The organism is Cronobacter condimenti 1330 (genome assembly GCF_001277255.1).
Lineage (GTDB): Bacteria > Pseudomonadota > Gammaproteobacteria > Enterobacterales > Enterobacteriaceae > Cronobacter > Cronobacter condimenti.
Map to the genome: position 1 here is coordinate 2,296,561 of NZ_CP012264.1, position 21,183 is coordinate 2,317,743.

Sequence of the window (21,183 nt, forward strand, 5' to 3'; positions counted from 1 at the left end):
TGACTAAAACAACTCAAAAACTTATGCGCGGAATTCTCTCCCCTTTATTAGCGACGCTCGGGTTCCTGAGCGTTCAGGCTTTTGCTGCGCCTCCCGCCGGGCCTGATTCGCCCGGCGATATTCGCCAGAGCGGATTTGTCTATTGCGTTAATGGCCAGGTCAATACCTTTAACCCGCAAAAAGCAGGCAGCGGACTGACGGTTGATACGCTCGCCGCGCAGCTCTATGACCGGCTGCTGGATGTCGACCCTTACACTTATCGTCTGGTGCCGGAACTCGCTGAAAGCTGGGAGACGCCGGATGACGGCATTACCTGGCGTTTTCGTCTGCGCACGAATGTACAGTTTCAGCGCACTGACTGGTTTACCCCCACGCGCGCGCTCAACGCCGACGACGTGGTATTCAGTTTCAGGCGCATTATCGATGAGAAAGACCCGTGGCATAACGTCAACGGCGCCAGTTATCCCTATTTCGACAGTCTGCAGTTTGCCGATAACGTCCGCAGCGTGCGTAAACTTGATAACCGTACGGTAGAGTTTCGCTTGCGCCAGCCAGACGCCTCGTTTTTATGGCATCTCGCCACCCATTACGCATCCGTCATGTCGGCGGAATACGCCGCCGCGCTTGAGCGCAGCGGCAATCAGGAAGAGATGGATCGCGAACCTGTCGGCACCGGGCCTTTCCGCCTCGGCGAATATCGCGCCGGGCAGTTTATCCGCCTGCAACGCCACGACGATTACTGGCGCGGCAAACCGCAGATGCCTCAGGTGGTGATTGATCTCGGCTCCGGCGGTACCGGGCGTCTGTCAAAATTGCTGACCGGTGAGTGTGATGTGCTCGCCTGGCCTGCCGCAAGCCAGCTCACTAGCCTCAGAGACGATCCGCGCCTGCGCCTGACGCTACGCCCTGGCATGAATATCGCGTATCTGGCGTTTAACACGCATAAACCGCCGCTGGATAACCCTAAAGTGCGTCATGCTTTGGCGCTCGCGATAAATAACCAGCGCCTGATGCAGTCTATCTATTACGGCACTGCCGAGACGGCGGCGTCGATTCTGCCGCGCGCCTCGTGGGCCTATGACAACAATGCGAAAATCACCGAATACAATCCGGAAAAATCGCGCGCGCAACTGAAAGCGCTGGGCCTTGAAAATCTGACGCTTCAGCTCTGGGTGCCGACCAGCTCGCAGGCCTGGAACCCAAGCCCGCTGAAAACCGCCGAATTGCTGCAAGCCGATCTGGCGCAGGTGGGCGTGACGGTGGAGATTGTGCCGGTGGAAGGCCGGTTCCAGGAGGCGCGTCTGATGGATATGAACCACGACCTGACGCTTGCGGGCTGGGCGACGGACAGTAACGATCCCGACAGTTTTTTCCGCCCGTTGCTAAGCTGTGCGGCTATCCGCTCGCAGACCAATTACGCTCACTGGTGCGATCGTGATTTCGACGGCGTGCTCCAGGCGGCGCTCTCCTCACAGCAGCTGGCATATCGTATTGAAGCCTATACGCGCGCCCAGACTATTCTCGCCGACCAGTTGCCGGTGTTGCCGCTGGCGTCGTCGCTGCGGCTTCAGGCCTACCGTTACGATATGCAAGGTCTGGTATTAAGCCCGTTCGGCAACGCCTCATTCGCGGGCGTTTCGCGTGAGAAAACGCAGGAGCAACAGCCATGATTATTTTTACCCTGCGCCGCCTGGCGCTGTTGGTCATTACGCTGTTTTTCCTGACTATCGTGGGGTTCTGCCTGAGCTATTTCACGCCCCACGCGCCGTTACAGGGCGCGTCGTTGTGGAATGCCTGGCTGTTCTGGTGCGACAGCGTGCTGCACTGGGATTTCGGTGTCTCCAGTATTAACGGTCAGTTAATTTCCACTCAGTTGCGTGAAGTTTTCCCGGCCACCATGGAACTCTGCGTGCTGGCGTTTGGCCTGGCGCTGCTGGTGGGTATTCCTGTTGGCATGGTCGCGGGTACGCTGCGCCATAAATGGCAGGATAAACTTATCAGTGCGCTGGCCCTGCTCGGCTTCTCTATTCCGGTATTCTGGCTGGCGCTGCTGTTTACTCTCTTCTTTTCGCTTACGCTCGGCTGGTTCCCGGTTTCAGGCCGCTTTGATCTGCTTTATGAAGTAAAATCGGTCACAGGCTTTGCGCTTATTGACGCCTGGCTGTCTGACTCGCCATGGCGTCACGAGATGATTTTAAGCGCCCTGCGCCATATGGTGCTGCCGGTACTGACACTTGCTGTCGCGCCGACGACTGAAGTCATTCGTCTGGTGCGCGTCAGTACGGTAGAGATCCTGGAGCGCAATTACATCAAAGCGGCGGCCACGCGCGGGCTGTCGCGTCTGACTATCCTGCGTCGCCATGTCTTACACAACGCCCTGCCGCCGGTTATCCCCCGTCTTGGCTTGCAGTTTTCCACCATGCTGACGCTCGCGATGATCACCGAAATGGTGTTTAGCTGGCCGGGGCTTGGCCGCTGGCTGATTAACGCAATTCGTCAACAGGACTACGCCGCGATTTCCGCAGGCGTCATGGTGATTGGATCGCTGGTGATTCTGGTGAATGTGCTGTCTGATATTCTGGGCGCGCTGGCGAACCCGCTGAAACATAAGGAATGGTATGCCTTACGATAGCGTCTATCGCGAAAAACGCCCGCCGGGCGCGCTGCGTACCGTCTGGCGCAAATTTTATGGCGACACCGTGGCGATGGTGGGTCTCTACGGCTGCGCGGGTCTGGCACTGCTCTGCATTTTCGGGCGGGTCTTCTCGCCCTACGGCATCGATCAGCAATTCCTGGGTTACCAGTTGCTGCCACCGTCATGGTCGCGTTACGGCGAAGTCTCGTTCTTCCTTGGCACCGACGATTTAGGGCGCGATTTATTAAGCCGTTTACTGAGCGGCGCAGCCCCGACCATCGGTGGTGCGTTTGTCGTCACGCTTGCGGCCACGGTTTGCGGACTGCTGCTCGGCGTACTTGCCGGGGCGACCCACGGGCTGCGCTCGGCGGTGCTCAACCATGTGCTCGATACGTTGCTCTCCATCCCGTCACTGTTGCTCGCAATTATCGTTGTCGCCTTCGCAGGCCCGCAGCTCAGCCACGCAATGTTCGCAGTCTGGCTGGCGCTGCTGCCGCGCATGGTGCGCTCGGTCTACAGCATGGTACATGACGAGCTGGAAAAAGATTATGTGACCGCCGCGCGTCTTGACGGCGCGACGACCTTTAACATCCTGTTCTTCGCCGTGCTGCCTAACACGGCCTCATTGCTGGTGGGTGAAGTTACGCGTGCGCTGTCGATTGCGATTCTCGACATTGCGGCGCTGGGTTTCCTCGACCTCGGCGCCCAGCTTCCCTCGCCCGAATGGGGCGCGATGTTGGGCGACGCGCTGGAGCTGATTTATGTCGCCCCCTGGACAGTTATGCTGCCGGGTGCGGCGATTATGGTGAGCGTATTGCTGGTAAATGTGCTTGGCGACGGCATTCGTCGCGCCATTGACGCGGGGGTGGAATAATGCCGCTGCTGGATATCCGTAATTTAACCATTGAATTTAACACCAGCGAAGGCTGGGTGAAGGCGGTAGATCGCGTGAGCCTGAGCCTGCCGGAAGGCGAGATTCGCGGGCTGGTAGGCGAATCTGGCTCTGGTAAAAGCCTTATCGCCAAAGCCATTTGCGGCGTTACGAGAGATAACTGGCGCATTACGGCCGACCGCATGCGCTTTGATGATATCGACCTGCTGCGTCTGTCACCCGGCGAGCGCCGCCGCCTGGTCGGTCATAACGTATCGATGATTTTTCAGGAGCCGCAATCCTGCCTCGATCCTTCAGAGAAAGTCGGCCGTCAGCTTATGCAGAATATCCCCAGTTGGACTTATAAAGGCCGCTGGTGGCAGCGCTTTGGCTGGCGCAAACGACGCGCGATTGAATTGTTGCACCGGGTGGGCATTAAAGATCATAAAGATGCCATGCGAAGCTTCCCTTATGAACTGACCGAAGGTGAATGCCAGAAGGTCATGATCGCCATCGCGCTTGCTAATCAGCCGCGTTTGCTGATTGCCGATGAACCGACCAACGCAATGGAGCCGACCACCCAGGCACAGATTTTCCGTCTGCTCTCACGGCTTAACCAGAATAACAACACCACGATTTTGCTGATTAGCCATGACATGCAGATGCTGAGCCAGTGGGCTGACCGCATCGATGTGCTTTACTGCGGCCAGACGGTCGAAACGGCGCCGAGCGAAGAGCTTATCTCCACGCCGCACCACCCTTACACGCAGGCGCTTATTCGTGCGATACCCGATTTTGGCAGCGCAATGCCGCATAAAAGCAGGCTTAACACGCTACCGGGCGCAATCCCGTTGCTGGAGCATTTGCCGATTGGCTGTCGCCTTGGGCCGCGCTGTCCGTATGCCCAGCGCAAATGCATTGAAACCCCGCGCCTCGATGGGCCGAAAAATCATCTTTTCGCCTGCCATTTCCCGCTGAACATGGAGAGAGAGTGAGATGGTAGAAACGCTGTTGCAGGTTCGTAACCTGAGCAAAACCTTTCGCTATCGCACCGGCTGGTTTCGCCGCCAGACCGTCGAGGCGGTTAAGCCGCTGAGCTTTACCCTGCGCGAGCGTCAGACGCTTGCCATTATTGGCGAGAACGGCTCAGGCAAATCTACGCTTGCAAAAATGCTGGCCGGGATGGTGGAGCCGACCACCGGCGATCTGGTAATTGACGATCACCCGCTGACGTTTGGCGACTACTCATTTCGCAGCCAGCGCATCCGAATGATTTTCCAGGATCCGTCGACCTCGCTGAACCCGCGTCAGCGCATCTCGCAAATCCTCGACTTCCCGCTGCGCCTCAATACCGATCTGGAGCCTGACGCACGCGTAAAGCGTATTAAAGAGACGCTGCGCATGGTGGGCCTGCTGCCGGACCACGTCAGTTATTATCCGCATATGCTGGCACCCGGCCAGAAGCAGCGTCTGGGCCTGGCGCGTGCGCTGATCCTGCGTCCCAAAGTCATCATCGCTGACGAAGCGCTGGCCTCACTTGATATGTCGATGCGTTCGCAGTTAATCAACCTGATGCTGGAATTACAGGAAAAACAGGGTATCTCTTATATTTATGTCACCCAGCATATCGGCATGATGAAACACATCAGCGATCAGGTCATGGTGATGCATCAGGGGGAAGTGGTGGAGCGCGGCAGTACCGCCGATGTCCTGGCTTCTCCGCTGCACGATTTAACCCGGCGGCTTATCGCCAGTCATTTCGGCGAAGCCTTAACCGCCGATGCCTGGCGAAAAGACCGCTAATCCGCCATCTGTAGTGGTCGGATTAACTCATTCGGCGAGTCATGTTAGAATCGCCGCGTTTTAACGACGGCTGGCGCTTTCAGCCCGCCGCCATAACAATGACATAAGGATTAAAAGCTATGGGTTTTCTTACCGGTAAGCGCATTCTGGTGACTGGCGTTGCCAGCAAACTGTCCATCGCGTACGGTATTGCACAAGCTATGCACCGTGAAGGGGCTGAACTGGCGTTCACCTACCAGAACGACAAGCTGAAAGGCCGCGTGGAAGAGTTTGCCGCTCAACTGGGCTCCAGCATCGTGCTGCCGTGTGACGTTGCGGAAGATGAAAGCATCGACGCGCTGTTCACCGAGCTTGCTAAAGTCTGGCCGAAATTTGACGGTTTCGTGCACTCCATCGGTTTCGCACCGGCCGACCAGCTGGACGGCGACTACGTTAACGCCGTAACCCGTGAAGGCTTCAAAATTGCGCACGACATCAGCGCTTACAGCTTCGTGGCCATGGCGAAAGCCTGCCGCAGCATGCTGAACCCGAATGCCGCCCTGCTGACCCTTTCATACCTGGGTGCAGAACGCGCTATCCCGAACTACAACGTGATGGGCCTTGCAAAAGCGTCCCTGGAAGCGAACGTACGCTACATGGCGAACGCGATGGGTCCGGACGGCGTGCGTGTTAACGCCATCTCCGCAGGCCCGATCCGCACCCTCGCGGCATCCGGTATCAAAGATTTCCGTAAAATGCTGGCGCACTGCGAAGCGGTCACCCCGATTCGCCGCACTGTCACCATTGAAGACGTCGGCAACTCCGCGGCGTTCCTGTGCTCTGATCTTTCCGGTGGTATCACCGGTGAAGTGGTGCACGTTGACGGCGGCTTCAGCATCGCAGCGATGAACGAGCTGGAACTGAAATAATCCTCCGGCTTCTCGCGCAAGGGCAGGTTTTCAACCTGCCCTTTTTATTTATGCCTTTCTGATATTTGTTATCACCGAACAATCTTTTATCGCCGCGAGGTGTTACGCCAGGATAGTCATGCGTGACCTGCCCGGCGCCTCTGTGTTGTTGTCAGCCGTTCCGGGCGCTCATTTTCAGACAAGGAACGACCATGGAACAACGCCGCCTTACCGGCAAAAGCCACTGGTATCATGAAACCCAGTCCAGCCTCTGTCCGGCAGATCCGCTGCCGTTAGTTCCCGAAGCCGCTAAGGTGGAGGACCGTTTTCTGCTCGATCTGCCGCTGGACGACGCCCAACGTGCGGCACATCTGTCGTGGTGTGACGCCGCTCGCGCGATGATCCCCTCGCTTCTTCCCGAAACCTGCAGCGTCACCCGTCTGCATACTTTAAGCGTCTACGATCGCCTCAGCACCGCGCTGACGGTGGCCCAGGTCTATGGCGTACAGCGGCTGTGCAACCACTACGCCGCGCGTCTGGCGCCGGAGCCGGGGCCAGACTCATCGCGTGAAAGCAACCGTCGCCTGACTTTACTCACCCAGACGGCCCGCCAGCTCGCAAGCTCCCCTACGCTTATCGACAGCGCAGCGCGTACGCAGCTCGAAGAGGCAGGTCTCTCAGTCCACGACATCGTCACTTTCACGCAGATTATTGGGTTTGTGGGCTTTCAGGCCCGCGCGGTGGCGCTGTTGCAGGCACAGCCAGGCCAGCCGGCACGCTGGCTGCCGGGCATCAATATGCAGCAAGACGCGCCAGCAAGCCTGTTCAACGCGCCCGACCCGCGCTGGCAGCCCGATCTACCGACCCTTGAAATGGGCTGGGCCAGCGAGGAACAGCAGGAGGCCTATAACGTTGGCCTTAACGACGCCTTGCTGCAACCAATGCTGTCGCTACTGGCGCATGACGCCTGTGCGCTCCACGGCCTTGCACGATTGCTTAATGCGCTACGTACGGGAATAGCGGATGAGGACGCGGCGCTTGCCGAAATGCTTGCTGCGCGCATCAACGGTAGCGCCAGTTGCTTTGCCGAAGCCGCCCGGCGCTTACGCCGTGAGCCATATCTGCCTGACGCCGTGCGCAACGGTGAACGCGCGATCCTCGCCTGGAGTCATCAGCACCCGCGCGAGCGCGCCATTATTCAGGCGATGCAAATGCTTACCCGCGCGCCGGAACGTTTCAGCCACGCACAGCTTATGCCACTCCTGGAGGCTGATGTTGACGCGCATGACGCGTTGCGCCTGCTTGCTTACGGCAGCGCCTGCGGCTGGGTCAACCGCCTGCGACTCGCGCTTGGCGTCACGGCGTAGCGCCGCCCCGGTCTAAAGAGCGCTTGCCGGGAGCCGCGCAATCGCGTAAAACTGTCAGCCGCTCTTTTGGCCACGAAAATTCGACACTATGTTTCAGGATAACCCGCTGCTTGCGCAGCTTAAACAGCAACTGCATTCCCAGACGCCGCGCGCCGAAGGGGTAGTAAAAGCCACGGAAAAAGGTTTTGGTTTCCTTGAGGTTGACGCGCAGAAAAGCTACTTCATTCCGCCTCCGCAGATGAAGAAAGTGATGCACGGCGATCGCGTCATTGCCGTTATCCATACGGAAAAGGAAAAAGAATCCGCCGAGCCGGAAGAGCTTATCGAACCCTTCCTCACCCGCTTTGTGGGCCGGGTGCAAAAGAAAGACGATCGTCTCTCCATTGTTCCCGATCATCCGCTACTGAAAGATGCCATCCCGTGTCGCGCTGAACGCGGCGTGAGCCATGATTTCCAGAATGGCGACTGGGCTGTGGCCGAAATGCGTCGTCATCCGCTGAAAGGCGATCGCGGCTTTTATGCCGAACTCACCCAGTTTATTACCTTTAGCGACGATCACTTCGTGCCGTGGTGGGTGACTCTTGCGCGTCATAACCTCGAACGTGAAGCGCCGGATGGCGTGGCGACCGAAATGCTGGATGAAAACCTGACGCGTGAAGATCTGACCGCGCTGGATTTCGTCACCATCGACAGCGCCAGCACCGAAGATATGGACGATGCCCTGTTTGTAGAAACGCTGGATGGCGATCGTCTGCAACTGACCGTCGCGATTGCCGACCCGACAGCGTGGATAGCCGAAGGCAGCAAACTCGATAACATCGCAAAAGTACGCGCGTTCACTAACTATCTGCCGGGCTTTAATATCCCGATGCTGCCGCGCGAGCTTTCCGACGACCTCTGTTCGCTGCGCGAAGGCGAAGCGCGTCCGGCACTCGTTTGCCGCATGATTATTGACGCCGAAGGCGCTATCAGCGACGAGATTCACTTCTTCGCCGCCACCATCGAATCCAAAGCCAAGCTCGCCTATGACAATGTCTCCGACTGGCTGGAAGAGAAAGGCGACTGGCAGCCGGGTAGCGAGGCTATCGCCGCGCAGATCCGTCTGCTGCAACAGATTTGCCAGCGCCGCAGCGCCTGGCGTCAGAAACACGCGCTGGTCTTTAAAGACCGCCCTGATTACCGCTTCGTGCTGGGCGAGAAAGGCGAAGTGCTGGATATCGTTGCCGAGCCGCGTCGTATCGCTAACCGTATTGTGGAAGAGTCCATGATTGCGGCGAACATCTGCGCGGCGCGCGTGCTGCGCGACAAGCTGGGCTTTGGCGTTTACAACGTCCACGCGGGCTTCGACCCGGCAAGCACCGAACAGCTGGCCACGCTGCTGCAGAGCCACGGTATGCATGTTGACGCCAATGATGTGCTTACGCTGCCTGGTTTCTGCAAACTGCGTCGCGAGCTGGACGCGCAGCCGTCAGGCTTCCTCGACAGCCGCATCCGCCGCTTCCAGTCCTTTGCAGAGATCAGCACCGAGCCGGGTCCGCATTTTGGTCTTGGCCTTGAGGCATATGCCACCTGGACCTCTCCGATCCGTAAGTATGGCGATATGGTTAACCATCGTCTGCTGAAAGCCATTATTAAAGGCGAGAGTGCGACACGTCCGCAGGAAGCGTCTACCGTTCAGATGGCTGAGCGCCGTCGTCTTAACCGTATGGCCGAACGCGATGTCGGTGACTGGCTGTATGCGCGTTTCCTGAAAGACAAAGCCGGCACCGATACCCGTTTTGCTGCGGAAATTATCGATGTCAGCCGTGGTGGCATGCGCGTGCGTCTGGTGGATAACGGTGCGGTTGCCTTTATCCCTGCGCCATTCCTGCACGCGGTGCGCGATGAACTGGCCTGCAGCCAGGAAAATGGTACCGTCCAGATCAAAGGCGAAACCGTCTATAAAGTCACCGACGTTATCGACGTCACCATCGCAGAAGTGCGTATGGAAACCCGCAGTATTATCGCGCGTCCGGTTGCCTGACCCTCGACTCCCCGGCACCGCCGGGGAGTTTCTCCTTTCCCCCGCTCCGTTTTTCCTCTGTGTGAGCGCGCACATTTTTCCCGTCTCACTTGGGCATTTTTTCAAAAAACGATCACACTAACAGAGTGCGTCGTAATTTAACGCATTGAGAATTAAGCGAAATGGCCGCTTTACCACCTGGTGTTTGCCATCGCTAAAAATATATTCCCGTAAAAACAAACGTTTTGCCTGTTATTGCCGGCAGAGCCCGGCCGTGCCGTTTGCGTAATACCTGGTGTGGGTTCGGGAGAGAGCATGAAAGACGACCTGGAGAATAATCTGCTGTACCGCTATTCCGGCGCGGCAAGCCCCTACTGGCGCCTGCCACTGGACAGTAACGCGTTACAGCTTGCCGCGACGGAAGCGGCCGCCACCAGTCATGTGGTACCGCTGACCCCAGAACAGGCCGCGCAAATCCGTGCCATGGGGGTCATCACCTCAAGCGTCACGCTATCGCTGTCGCTGTTCGGCGAACTGGTGCCCGTTCATCTGGTGGGCCGAAAAGTTTCCCGCAAAGAATGGGAAGGTACAGCGTCTGCGTGGAACGACACGACATCCGTGGCGCGCGACCTGGTGCAGGGCCTGTCGTTTGCAGAGCAGGTCGTGTCAGAGGCTAATTCGGTCATTGTCATTCTGGATCGCCACGGCAATATTCAGCGTTTCAACCGTCTGAGCGAAGAGTACACCGGCCTGAAAGAGCAGGAAGTCATCGGGCAGAACGTTTTCAAACTCTTTATGACGCCCGCCGAAGCCTCGGCTTCGCGCCGCAATATCACCGGTTTTTTTCGCAATGGCAGTTCTTATGAGGTTGAACGTTGGGTCAAAACCCGCAAAGGCCAGCGCCTCTTTCTGTTTCGCAATAAATTTGTTCACAGCGGTAGCGGCAGAAATGAAATCTTTCTCATCTGCTCCGGTACCGATATCACTGAAGAGCGGCGCGCTCAGGAGCGATTACGCACGCTTGCCAATACTGACGCCATTACCGGCCTGCCAAACCGCAACGCCATTCACGAGATGATAAGCGATGCTATCACCCGTCGTGGCGACACCCAGGTTGGCATTGTCTATCTCGATCTCGATAACTTCAAAAAGGTGAACGATGCCTACGGGCATATGTTTGGCGACCAGTTATTGCAGGCCGTGTCGCTTGCGATATTAAGCTGCCTTGAGAAAGACCAGGTCCTGGCGCGCCTCGGTGGCGATGAATTTATCGTGCTGGCGACCGACACGTCTCAGGCGGCGCTGGAGGCAATGTCCTCGCGCATCATCACCCGGCTTAAGCATCCGTTTCGCATCGGCCTTATCGAAGTCTATACCGGCTGTTCGCTTGGCATCGCGCTTGCGCCGCAACACGGTGACGATCGCGAAAGCGTTATCCGTAACGCCGACACGGCGATGTATACGGCCAAAGAGAACGGACGTGGCAAATTCTGCGTCTTCTGCCCGGAAATGAACCAACGGGTGTTTGAATATCTCTGGCTGGACACAAATCTGCGTAAGGCGCTTGAGAAGAACCAACTGGTCATTCACTACCAGCCCAAAATCACAACACAGGGTGAAGTGCTCAGTCTGGAAGCACTGGTGCGCTGGCAGTCGCCGGAGCGCGGGCTGATCCCGCCGCTGGATTTTATCTCGTATGCTGAAGAATCCGGGCTTATCGTGCCGCTCGGGCGTTGGGTCATGCTGGACGTTGTGCGTCAGATAGCGAAGTGGCGCGAGGCGGGCATTATGCTTCGCGTCGCGGTGAATGTGTCAGCACGCCAGCTCGCCGATCAGACGCTGTTGAGCGATCTGCGCCAGGCGCTTGCCGATATGCGCTTCTCAAAAAGCCCTATTGATGTGGAGATAACCGAAAGCTGCCTGATCGAGAATGCCGAACTGGCACTGTCGGTGATTAATGAATTCAGCACGCTCGGTGCCGAAGTGCATCTGGATGATTTTGGCACCGGCTATTCATCGCTTTCACAACTGGCGCGCTTTCCACTCGATGCCATAAAACTCGATCAAAGCTTTGTGCGCGATATCCATAAACAACCGGTGTCGCAGTCGCTGGTACGCGCTATCGTCGCTGTGGCGCAGGCGCTCGATCTGCAGGTGATTGCCGAAGGCGTGGAGAGCCATGAGGAAGATGCCTTTCTGACGCAAAACGGGGTCGATGCGCGTCAGGGCTTTTTGTTTGCAAGACCCATGACCGCAGGCGCGATAGAACGCTGGTATAGGCGCTATCGGGCCAGGAAACAGACGCCGTAAACGGCGTCTGAGGTGCATCCCGTTAGCCTGCTTTACGCAGGGCCGCGGCGGTATGACGGTTTTGCAGCTGGATCAGACGCTCCATGTAGCTGACATCCTTCGGCTCAAGGCTGAACGCCGCATCTACCCAGTCTTCCGTTATCTCCATCAGCTCGTTACGTGAGAGCCGCAGCACGCGCTGACGCGCGCGGAGCATCGCCCTCACCCCGTTGAGACGCGGCTTAAGCGTATCGATAAAGGTACGAGTGGCCACGAACCCCTGCCCCGGCTCAAACAGCAGATCCACCAGCCCTTGTGGGTGATACCACTCGGCGGTGTGCGATTCGCCCTGATAAATCAGCTCCTCGGCAAGCCGCATACCGGCACGGCGCGTCACCAGTGAATACCCGCCCATTCCGGGGAAGAGATTAAAGGCGATTTCCGGAAACCCCATGCGCGCGTCGCGCTGGGCCAGTACGAAATGGTGCGCAAGGGCAGCCTCAAAACCGCCGCCGAGCGCGCTACCCTCCACCATCGCAAGGCTGATAGCGCCACAGTCAAAACCGCGCGAGGCGGCGTGTACGCAATCCACGCAGGCGCGGGCATAAGCGCGCAGCGCTTCGCGTTTGCCGTTGCGAATGCAATCAACAAAAAACTGTAAATCGCCGCCCGTATTATACATGCCCGGAACCAGCGATCCGGTGACCCAGAAATCAACCTCCAGCCTGGCCTCCTGCACCAGATAACTTAAGTTCATAATCTCTTCAATCAGGACATGGTTAAAACACGGACGCGGCTGAGCCCGCAACATCATCCAGATAATGCGCCGTTCTTCCTCATAAAATCCGGAAAGTTGGGTGAAACGCGCTGTATCGGTAAAGAGTTTGCAGGTCGATTGGTTGAATACTGACATAGTCTTTCCTCAGTTAAGTTAACGCGTTATGCGCAGGATCAGACTAATTCACGCCAGCTTTTCGCACGGGATGCCGGTCTGTTTTATAACCATTATTTATCTTTTAACGCGAAATGATTGAGTCAGAAGAGGTATTAGAGCGGCAGACGGCTTCTCTTTGACGCCGCTTTTCTGCATCATGGGGACTGTACCGACCAGAAAAAGGAAACACGATGCCAACAGTAAATCCGCAACAACTGGCTGACCGAATTGATACCGTTCTGGATATTCTGGTGGCGGGCGATTACCACTCCGCCATCCATAATCTGGAAATTTTGAAGGCTGAACTGCTGGCGCAGAGCCAGCAGGAAGAGACGGCGGGCGAGAAAAAAGCGAAGGCGCCCTGGGAAATCTGACGCCTTGTGAAGATTATAAGCTCTGACTGCCGAACGCCTGCTGCCATTCGCGCCCGAAGGCGTCTACCGCGGCGGTCACGGCAGGCGTGTTAAGCAGTTGCCCTGCGACATCCAGCGGCAGGGTAATGGACTGGCACCCTGCCAGCAAACAGCCGAGCGCCTGTTGCGGCGTGCGAAAGCTCGCGGCCAGTACTTTTGATTGCGGCGCGTGTAGCGTCAACAACTGCTGCAGGGCGCGCACCGTCGCCACGCCATCTCCGCCCTGCGCATCCAGGCGGTTAACGTAAGGCGCGACATAGTCAGCCCCCGCCAGCGCTGCCATCAATCCCTGGGCCGCGCCGTAAACCGCTGTACCGAGCAGCGGAATGCCAGATGGTTTGAGGATTTTCATTGCCGACAGCCCTTCTTCCGTCACCGGGATTTTCACCACGATACCCGGGATCCTCTGCGCCAGTCGCTCCGCTTCACGCACCATCTCTGATGCGCTCACTGCGATCACCTGCGCGAAAAGCTTGCCTTCGCCGTTCAGCGCCTCCTGCAACGCGGGCAGGAGCTCCCAGAGTCTGACGCCTGCGCGCGCCACGATAGAAGGATTTGTGGTCACGCCCTGTAGCGGCAGAATGCGGGCCAGACGTTTGACGGCCGCGACGTCCGCCGTGTCGAGATACAGCTCCATAACGACTCCTGTTTTGAGCAAGTTAACATTGTCGCCATCTTAAATCAGCGTTGGCAGATAAAGCTGATCGCCATCAAGAAAACTTTCATTTGAAAGTAAGATTATTTTCATAAGAAAGTTAACGGGCGCAACGATGATGATTTTTAATCTGCAACGCTATTCCACGCACGATGGTCCGGGCATCCGTACCGTCGTCTTCTTTAAAGGCTGCTCATTGGGTTGCCGCTGGTGTCAGAACCCCGAAAGCCGACGCCGCCTGCGTGACGTGCTGTTTGATGAACGCCTCTGCCTGAGCGGCTGCGCGTTGTGCGCGCAAACATGCCCGCAGGCAATTCGTCGACACGGCGAGACTCTGATGATTGACCGCACGGCACTTGATGATGCTGCGCTTGACGCGCTGGTCGACTGCTGTCCGACCCAGGCGCTCAGCGTCTGCGGCGAAACGCAAGGCGTCGAAGACATTATGGAAAAAGTGCTGCGCGACCGTCCCTTTTATGCGCGCAGCGGTGGCGGGATCACGCTCTCGGGCGGCGAGCCGTTTATGCAGCCTGAATTGGCGCAGGCCCTGTTGCAGCGTAGCCGCGAGGCAGGCATTCATACCGCGGTGGAAACGTGTCTCCATGTTCCGTGGAAGCATATCGCCCCATCGCTGCCGTTTCTTGATCTCCTCCTTGCCGATTTGAAACATGTCGACCCGCAGCGCTTTCACGCCTGGACCGACGGCAGCGCCGAACGGGTGCTGGATAATTTCCGGCGACTGGCAAAAGCGGGCACGGAGATAACGATTCGTGTCCCGTTGATCCCCGGTTTTAACGCTGATGAAGCGTCAGTTCGCGCCATTACCAATTTCGCCGCCGATGAAGCAGGCGTCAGAAATATTCACTTTCTGCCCTACCACACCCTTGGCATTAACAAGTACCGCCTGCTGGACTGGCCTTATCTGGCCCCGGCGACGCCGCTTGATGAACCGGCGCTGCTGGCATTCGCCGAAGATTACGCCTGCCAGAAAGGACTCACCGCCTGGATAAGAGGATAACTACCATGACTGAACTGAATCTCGATTTTCTGCCCGAGCGCATCAAAGCGCATAAAGCGGCGCTGGTGCAAATCGTCCGTCCGCCCGTTTGTACCGAACGTGCGCAACATTACACGGATATGTATCAGAAGCATCAGGATAAGCCGCTGCCGGTGCGTCGCGCGCTGGCACTGGCGCACCACCTGACCAGCAGAACCATCTGGATAAAACATGACGAGCTCATTGTCGGTAACCAGGCAAGCCAGGTGCGCGCGGCGCCCTTCTTCCCGGAATATACCGTCAGCTGGATTGAGCATGAGATTGACGACCTCGCTGATCGTCCCGGCGCTGGGTTCTCCGTCAGCGCAGAGAATAAAGCCGTGATGCATGACATTTGCCCGTGGTGGCGCGGCCAGACCGTACAGGATCGCTGCTACGGCATCTTTACCGATGAACAAAAAGCGCTGCTGGCGTCTGGCATTATCAAAGCTGAAGGCAACATGACCTCCGGCGACGCCCATCTGGCGGTCAATTTCCCGTTGCTGCTGGAAAAAGGGCTCGACGGGTTGCGGGCAAAAGTTGCGGCGCGTCGCGCACGTCTGGCTCTCACCGATCAGGCCGACTTGCACAAAGAACAGTTCCTGAAGGCTATCGATATCACCTTCAGCGCGTTAAGCGAGCATATCCTTCGCTACGCCGGGCTTGCCGCTCGTATGGCGCAAGAGGAGAACCGCCCGGCGCGTCGTGACGAACTGCTGGCGATTTCCGCGAACTGCGAGCATATCGCCCATCAGCCCCCCGCCTCATTCTGGCAGGCATTGCAGCTCTGTTATTTCGTACAACTGGTACTGCAGATTGAATCCAATGGGCACTCGGTCTCCTTTGGCCGTCTCGATCAATATCTTTATCCGTGGTATCGCCGGGATGTGGAGCTTGAGCATACGCTTGAGCGCGAGCGCGCGATTGAACTGTTACAGAGCTGCTGGCTGAAGCTGCTGGAGGTGAATAAAATTCGATCCGGCTCCCATTCGAAAGCCTCAGCGGGCAGCCCGCTTTACCAGAACGTCACCATCGGCGGTCAGCGGCTACAAAACAATAAGCCCGTGGATGCCGTCAACCCGCTCTCCTGGGCCGTGCTGGAATCGTGCGGCCGTCTGCGCTCAACGCAGCCAAATCTCAGCGTGCGCTATCACGCAGGCATGAGCAGTGATTTCCTCGATGCGTGCGTACAGGTGATCCGCTGCGGCTTCGGAATGCCCGCCTTTAACAATGATGAAATTGTCATTGAGGAGTTCATCAAACTCGGCGTGAGCCGTGAAGACGCGTATGACTATGCGGCCATCGGCTGCATTGAAACGGCAGTCGGCGGTAAATGGGGTTACCGCTGCACCGGCATGAGCTTTATTAACTTTGCGCGCGTTATGCTGGCGGCACTGGAAGGCGGCCGCGACGCTACCACCGGTAAAATCTTCCTGGCGCAGGACAAGGCGCTCTCTGCAGGCAATTTCCACGGATTTAATGAAGTCATGGATGCCTGGGATACTCAAATCCGTTACTACACCCGTAAATCGATCGAGATTGAGTGCGTAGTAGATACCGTGCTTGAGGAGAACGCGCACGATATTCTCTGCTCGGCGCTGGTCGATGATTGTATTGAGCGTGGCAAGAGCATTAAGCAAGGCGGCGCGAAATATGACTGGGTGTCGGGCTTGCAGGTCGGCATTGCTAACCTTGGCAATAGCCTTGCGGCAGTGCGTAAACTCGTGTTTGAAAAAGGCGTGGTGACCCAGCAACAGCTTGCGCAAGCGCTGGATGACGATTTTTCAGGGCTTACCGGGGAGCAGTTACGTCAGCGGTTAATAAACAGCGCTCCAAAATACGGTAACGATGATGATGATGTCGACCTGTTGCTGGCGCGCGCCTACCAGACCTACATTGACGAACTGAAGCAATATCATAATACCCGCTTCGGGCGCGGCCCGGTTGGCGGCACCTATTACGCAGGGACATCGTCCATTTCCGCTAATGTGCCCTTTGGCGCAGCCACCATGGCAACCCCGGACGGACGCAAAGCCAAAACGCCGCTCGCGGAAGGCGCAAGCCCCGCCTCCGGCACTGACAGGCTGGGGCCAACGGCGGTGATTAACTCAGTCGGCAAATTGCCCGCTGAGAAAATTCTTGGCGGCGTGCTGTTGAATCAGAAGCTTAACCCGTCCACACTGGACAACTTACGCGATCGCCAAAAATTGATGCAGATGCTGCGCACCTTTTTTGAAGTGCATAAAGGCTGGCATGTTCAGTACAACATTGTGTCGCGTGAAACTTTGCTGGACGCCAAAGCACACCCGGATAAGTACCGCGATCTGGTGGTGCGCGTGGCGGGTTACTCCGCGTTCTTTACGGCCTTATCCCCTGATGCGCAGGATGATATTATCGCCCGTACCGAACATACGCTTTAAATGAAACCGCGGTGGCGTCATGCCACCGCGCATAACGATGCTGATATGAACTCCCGACAACAAATCATTTTACAGATGGTGATTGACCACGGCCGCATGAGCGTGGCGGATCTCGCAAAAACCACCGGTGTTTCTGAAGTTACCATTCGTCAGGATCTTAACCTTCTTGAAAAGCAAAGTTATCTGCGCCGTACCCACGGTTTCGCGGTTCCGCTGGACAGCGATGATGTGGAAACCCGGATGATGAACAATTTTGCACTCAAGCGTCGGCTCGCTGATTTCGCGTGTTCGCTCGTAAATGATGGTGAAACGGTGTTCATTGAAAATGGCAGCACTAACGCCCTCCTGGCGCGCGCGCTGGCAGAACAAAAAAAGATAACGCTCATCACCGTGAGCAGCTTTATCGCACACCTTCTGAAAGAAACATCCTGTGAAATCATTTTACTTGGTGGGATTTATCAGAAGAAAAGCGAAACGATGGTCGGGCCGTTAACGCGCCAGTACATCTCGCAGGTGCACTTTTCTAAAGCGTTTATTGGTATTGATGGCTGGTCGGCGCAGACTGGCTTTACCGGTCGCGACATGATGCGCGCGGATGTGGTCAACGCCGTGCTGGAAAAAGGCAGCGAGGCGATTATCCTTACAGACAGCAGCAAATTCGGCGCGGTACATCCTTATACGCTAGGGCCCGTTTCACGCTTCAGTCGCGTCATCACTGACAGCAATCTGAATGACGATGCGCGTGACACGCTCAGCGCCTGCGGTTTAACGCTCGATATCCTCTCGCCTTTTCCAGCCTGAATCATCACCGGCGCGCAAGGATAGGCGCGCCTTCGCTTGAGACTATTCTCAGCGCCAATTAAGACTTTTTACCTGTCTGAATTCGCTTAAGAAATTAAAATTAACATTAGCGATATTACTGGATGGCGATTGTCACCTGCGTGATTTTATTCCGTGTCGCTGCACCGTTTCACGGTGAGGAACTTTAAGATGTGAATTAACCACTATACTTAAAGTGAAACACCTTTCCGTGAATCAATTATTCAGGAGAAAGTATTATGTCATTAAATTACAAAAAAGTGGCCGCGGCACTGCTGGCCGTTACTCTGGCAACCTCTCTGAGCGCATGCTCTAACTGGTCCAAACGTGACCGCAACACCGCGATCGGCGCGGGTGCAGGTGCAATCGGTGGCTCCGTGCTGACCGATGGCAGCGCGCTCGGCACCCTTGGCGGCGCAGCGGTAGGCGGTATTATCGGTCACCAGGTTGATTAATCTGCGGCCCGCAAAAGCATAACGCTTTGACGTATTACTCGCATCACCGAATAATTACAGGTCTGGCTATACTGCAGTAACATAACTAAATAGCCACGGCGTTTTCGCCGTGGCTGACAATTAACCGCCCGCGAGTTTAACTTTCATTCCCTTCGCCTCCAGCAGGCTTTTAATTAAATCTCGTTTGTCCCCCTGAATTTCAATCACGCCGTCTTTGACCGCGCCTCCGCATCCGCATTTTTTCTTAAGCTCTGCCGCAAGGGCTGTTAGCGTAGCGTCATCAGCGTCAATGCCGGTAATAAGACATACGCCCTTCCCTTTACGTCCGCTGGTCTGGCGTTGTATACGCACCACACCATCGCCTTTGGGTCGTGCTGGCGCGGCTTTGGGTTCATCGATACGGCCGGTTTCCGTGGAATAAACCAGACGGCTGTTATTATCGCGCATTATCCCTCCTGCTTCAGTGAGGCCAGAATATCTCGCAGCGCCTTTGCCGGGTCGGCTGCACGGGTGACGGGACGTCCAATTACCATATAGTCTACGCCTGCCTGCTGCGCCTCGGCGGGTGTCATAATGCGGCGCTGATCGCCTGCCTCGCTGCCAGCCGGGCGAATGCCAGGCGTCACCAGCCTGAAGTCGTGACCAAACGTGGCCTTAAAACGCACCGCCTCATGCGCGGAGCAAACCACGCCATCCAGCCCGCACTGCTGCGTAAGGCGCGCCAGGCGTTCTGCCTGGTCGGCCGGGCTAAGGGTAATACCCAACCCCTGTAAATCTTCCGCTTCCATGCTGGTCAGCACAGTAACGGCAATCAGCAGCGGCGCATCTTTACCAAACGGTGCCAGCGCCTCTTTGGCCGCAGTCATCATCCGCGCCCCACCCCCTGCGTGAACGTTCACCATCCAGACCCCAAGTTCCGCCGCCGCCGCAACCGCACGCGCTGTCGTATTGGGGATATCATGGAATTTCAGATCGAGAAAAACGTCAAAGCCGCGTGCGATGAGTTCACGAACCAGTTGTGGGCCGAACAGCGTAAACATCTCTTTGCCAACTTTCAGCCGGCAATCACGCGGATCGATGCCATCCACGAAGGCCAGCGCGCTGTCGCGGTTGTCGTAATCAAGCGCGACAACCACAGGGGAGTGAGTTACAGAATGAGAGGAGGATGCAATTAACGTCATGACCAGACCTTCTGACAGGCGCACCGGCGCGGCGCGAAGTTGATAAACGGCAAGCATTCTACCCGCCGACAGGCAAAATTTACAGGCGAGATCGAGACAGCCCTGACGAGCGGGTTTTGCGGATGTGGATCACCGTGGTTGCAACGGTATTTTACCCTTAAAAGTATGTTGTAACTAAAAGCAGTGTTGATTAGTGCCGCAACAATGATGTGCGGCAGGGATGTGCGGCAGAGTCAAAGAAAGACTTTACTGGCCGTCGAGGCCGCGGATAGGTTTGATGGTTGACCACGCACGGCACGACGGACAATGCCAGTAGAGTGTAAACGCGGTGAACCCACATTTCTGGCAGCGATAGCGCGGCTTGGTGCGCACCTGCTCGCCTACCATGTCGCGCAGCACCATCAGGCTCTCTTTGGCGCGCCCTTCTTCCGCTTCGTGAAGATGGTAATCCATCAGTCGATGGAAGACGCGCATCGTCGGATGTCGTTGCAACTGGCGCGTAATATAAACCTGAGCACTGTCCGCGCCTTCGCGCTGCTCCAGCACCTGCGCAAGCATCAGCTCCGCTTCAGCGCCCGTGTTTTCTTCCACACACCGCTTGAGAAATTCGGCCCATTCGTCCGGTTTCCCGAGCTGCTGATAACAGACCTGCAGCATCTCCAGCGTTTCGCTCACGAGTTCGCGATCCTGCACGATCACTTTTTCAAGCATCTCTACCGCGTGAGCATAATCGCCGCGGGTCATCAGAATACGGCCAATCATGATAGAAACGCGTGCGCTGTTGCGATCCGCCGCCGCGCCTTTTTTGAGGAATGACATGGCGCGATCCATGTCTTCGTTGCTCATGGCCTGCAGGGCCAGTTCGCAGTAGAAGTGCGCAATTTCAACACGCTGATGCTCTTTACCAAGCTTCACCAGTCGCTCGGCGGCATCAATTGCCTTTTGCCAGTCGCTGGTCGCCTGATAAATCTGCAACAATTGCTGGAGCGCCCCGACGCGGAAATCGGTTTCATCCACCAGTTGATTAAACATATCTTCGGCACGGTCATAGAGACCCGCAGCCATATAGTCGCGCCCCAGTTGCTGAACGGCCAGCAGACGCTGGTCATAGGTCAACGACGCGCTTTCCATCAGTGACTGGTGAATACGGATAGCCCGATCGACTTCGCCACGAGAGCGGAAAAGGTTGCCGAGCGTCAGATGAGCTTCGATAGTGCCGGTGTCTTCCTTGAGCATTTCAAGGAACAGATCCACCGCTTTATCCTGCTGATTAGAAAGCAGGAAGTTTACGCCCGCCACATAATCGCGCGAGAGGCGGTTAGCTTCCTGCTCTTTATCCTGTTGCGCACTTCTGCGGCCCATATACCAGCCATACGCAGCGGCGACAGGCAACAGCAGAAACAACAACTCCAGCAT

Annotated in this window: 19 protein-coding genes; 14 read left to right on the forward strand and 5 right to left on the reverse strand. The window is 56.7% G+C overall.

All coding sequences use genetic code 11. The features are described 5' to 3' along the window. Window positions 1-23 precede the first annotated feature (23 nt). From sapA to pdeR, 9 genes are all read left to right on the forward strand, one after another. A complete protein-coding gene (sapA, locus tag AFK62_RS10475; RefSeq protein WP_053531895.1) occupies window positions 24-1,670 on the forward strand; it encodes an ABC transporter substrate-binding protein SapA in 1,647 nt (548 codons plus the stop codon). Beyond that, on the forward strand, window positions 1,667-2,632 hold the full coding sequence (gene sapB, locus AFK62_RS10480) for a putrescine export ABC transporter permease SapB (protein WP_007681422.1): 966 nt from the start codon (window positions 1,667-1,669) through the stop codon (window positions 2,630-2,632). The genes sapA and sapB overlap by 4 nt, the downstream gene beginning before the upstream one ends. Beyond that, window positions 2,619-3,509: a putrescine export ABC transporter permease SapC gene (sapC, locus tag AFK62_RS10485; RefSeq protein WP_007681421.1), complete on the forward strand. Its 891-nt coding sequence runs from the start codon at window positions 2,619-2,621 to the stop codon at window positions 3,507-3,509. Before sapB ends, sapC begins: the two co-directional genes overlap by 14 nt. Next, entirely contained in the window at window positions 3,509-4,501 is a 993-nt protein-coding gene (gene sapD / locus AFK62_RS10490) for a putrescine export ABC transporter ATP-binding protein SapD (protein ID WP_007681420.1), read from the forward strand. The genes sapC and sapD overlap by 1 nt, the downstream gene beginning before the upstream one ends. A gap of 1 nt (window position 4,502) precedes the next feature. Then, the gene (gene sapF, locus AFK62_RS10495) at window positions 4,503-5,309 is read left to right on the forward strand and encodes a putrescine export ABC transporter ATP-binding protein SapF (RefSeq protein WP_007681419.1); all 807 of its coding nucleotides are present in this window, start codon (window positions 4,503-4,505) and stop codon (window positions 5,307-5,309) included. Between the two features lie 119 nt (window positions 5,310-5,428). Continuing rightward, on the forward strand, window positions 5,429-6,217 hold the full coding sequence (gene fabI, locus AFK62_RS10500) for an enoyl-ACP reductase FabI (RefSeq protein ID WP_007681418.1): 789 nt from the start codon (window positions 5,429-5,431) through the stop codon (window positions 6,215-6,217). 191 nt (window positions 6,218-6,408) lie between these two features. Continuing rightward, the gene (locus AFK62_RS10505) at window positions 6,409-7,563 is read left to right on the forward strand and encodes a carboxymuconolactone decarboxylase family protein (protein ID WP_007681417.1); all 1,155 of its coding nucleotides are present in this window, start codon (window positions 6,409-6,411) and stop codon (window positions 7,561-7,563) included. 88 nt (window positions 7,564-7,651) lie between these two features. Continuing rightward, the gene (locus tag AFK62_RS10510; protein WP_007681414.1) at window positions 7,652-9,586 is read left to right on the forward strand and encodes an exoribonuclease II; all 1,935 of its coding nucleotides are present in this window, start codon (window positions 7,652-7,654) and stop codon (window positions 9,584-9,586) included. 294 nt (window positions 9,587-9,880) lie between these two features. Beyond that, on the forward strand, window positions 9,881-11,875 hold the full coding sequence (pdeR, locus tag AFK62_RS10515) for a cyclic di-GMP phosphodiesterase (RefSeq protein ID WP_053531896.1): 1,995 nt from the start codon (window positions 9,881-9,883) through the stop codon (window positions 11,873-11,875). Between the two features lie 22 nt (window positions 11,876-11,897). Here the strand turns inward: pdeR and AFK62_RS10520 are convergent, their stop codons facing one another. Beyond that, entirely contained in the window at window positions 11,898-12,767 is an 870-nt protein-coding gene (locus tag AFK62_RS10520) for a crotonase/enoyl-CoA hydratase family protein (RefSeq protein ID WP_007681405.1), read from the reverse strand. Between the two features lie 212 nt (window positions 12,768-12,979). Between AFK62_RS10520 and AFK62_RS10525 the strand changes: the two genes are divergently transcribed. Continuing rightward, window positions 12,980-13,162 carry a YciZ family protein gene (locus tag AFK62_RS10525; RefSeq protein ID WP_007681403.1) on the forward strand — a complete coding sequence of 61 codons (183 nt, stop codon included), beginning with the start codon at window positions 12,980-12,982 and terminating at the stop codon, window positions 13,160-13,162. A 13-nt stretch (window positions 13,163-13,175) separates the two neighbouring features. Here AFK62_RS10525 and fsa read toward each other — a convergent pair whose 3' ends face one another. Further along, window positions 13,176-13,838 (reverse strand): fructose-6-phosphate aldolase, encoded by a 663-nt coding sequence (gene fsa, locus AFK62_RS10530; RefSeq protein ID WP_007681400.1) that lies wholly within the window; start codon window positions 13,836-13,838, stop codon window positions 13,176-13,178. Window positions 13,839-13,974: 136 nt separating this feature from the next. Between fsa and AFK62_RS10535 the strand changes: the two genes are divergently transcribed. From AFK62_RS10535 to osmB, 4 genes are all read left to right on the forward strand, one after another. After that, window positions 13,975-14,874, forward strand: coding sequence for a glycyl-radical enzyme activating protein (locus tag AFK62_RS10535; protein WP_032984925.1), 900 nt, complete (start codon window positions 13,975-13,977; stop codon window positions 14,872-14,874). A 5-nt stretch (window positions 14,875-14,879) separates the two neighbouring features. Then, window positions 14,880-17,312 carry a formate C-acetyltransferase/glycerol dehydratase family glycyl radical enzyme gene (locus tag AFK62_RS10540; RefSeq protein WP_007681394.1) on the forward strand — a complete coding sequence of 811 codons (2,433 nt, stop codon included), beginning with the start codon at window positions 14,880-14,882 and terminating at the stop codon, window positions 17,310-17,312. Window positions 17,313-17,357: 45 nt separating this feature from the next. Then, a complete protein-coding gene (gene yciT / locus AFK62_RS10545) occupies window positions 17,358-18,113 on the forward strand; it encodes a DNA-binding transcriptional regulator YciT (protein WP_007681391.1) in 756 nt (251 codons plus the stop codon). Between the two features lie 257 nt (window positions 18,114-18,370). Then, window positions 18,371-18,586, forward strand: a complete 216-nt coding sequence (osmB, locus tag AFK62_RS10550; RefSeq protein WP_007681389.1) for an osmotically-inducible lipoprotein OsmB — start codon at window positions 18,371-18,373, stop codon at window positions 18,584-18,586. A gap of 120 nt (window positions 18,587-18,706) precedes the next feature. Here the strand turns inward: osmB and yciH are convergent, their stop codons facing one another. The 3 genes from yciH to lapB all read right to left on the reverse strand — a co-directional run bounded on the left by yciH (window position 18,707) and on the right by lapB (window position 21,183). Further along, window positions 18,707-19,033: a stress response translation initiation inhibitor YciH gene (gene yciH / locus AFK62_RS10555; protein WP_007681388.1), complete on the reverse strand. Its 327-nt coding sequence runs from the start codon at window positions 19,031-19,033 to the stop codon at window positions 18,707-18,709. Then, window positions 19,033-19,767 carry an orotidine-5'-phosphate decarboxylase gene (pyrF, locus tag AFK62_RS10560; protein WP_129232568.1) on the reverse strand — a complete coding sequence of 245 codons (735 nt, stop codon included), beginning with the start codon at window positions 19,765-19,767 and terminating at the stop codon, window positions 19,033-19,035. The genes yciH and pyrF overlap by 1 nt, the downstream gene beginning before the upstream one ends. Window positions 19,768-20,013: 246 nt before the next feature. Further along, entirely contained in the window at window positions 20,014-21,183 is a 1,170-nt protein-coding gene (gene lapB, locus AFK62_RS10565; RefSeq protein WP_007681385.1) for a lipopolysaccharide assembly protein LapB, read from the reverse strand.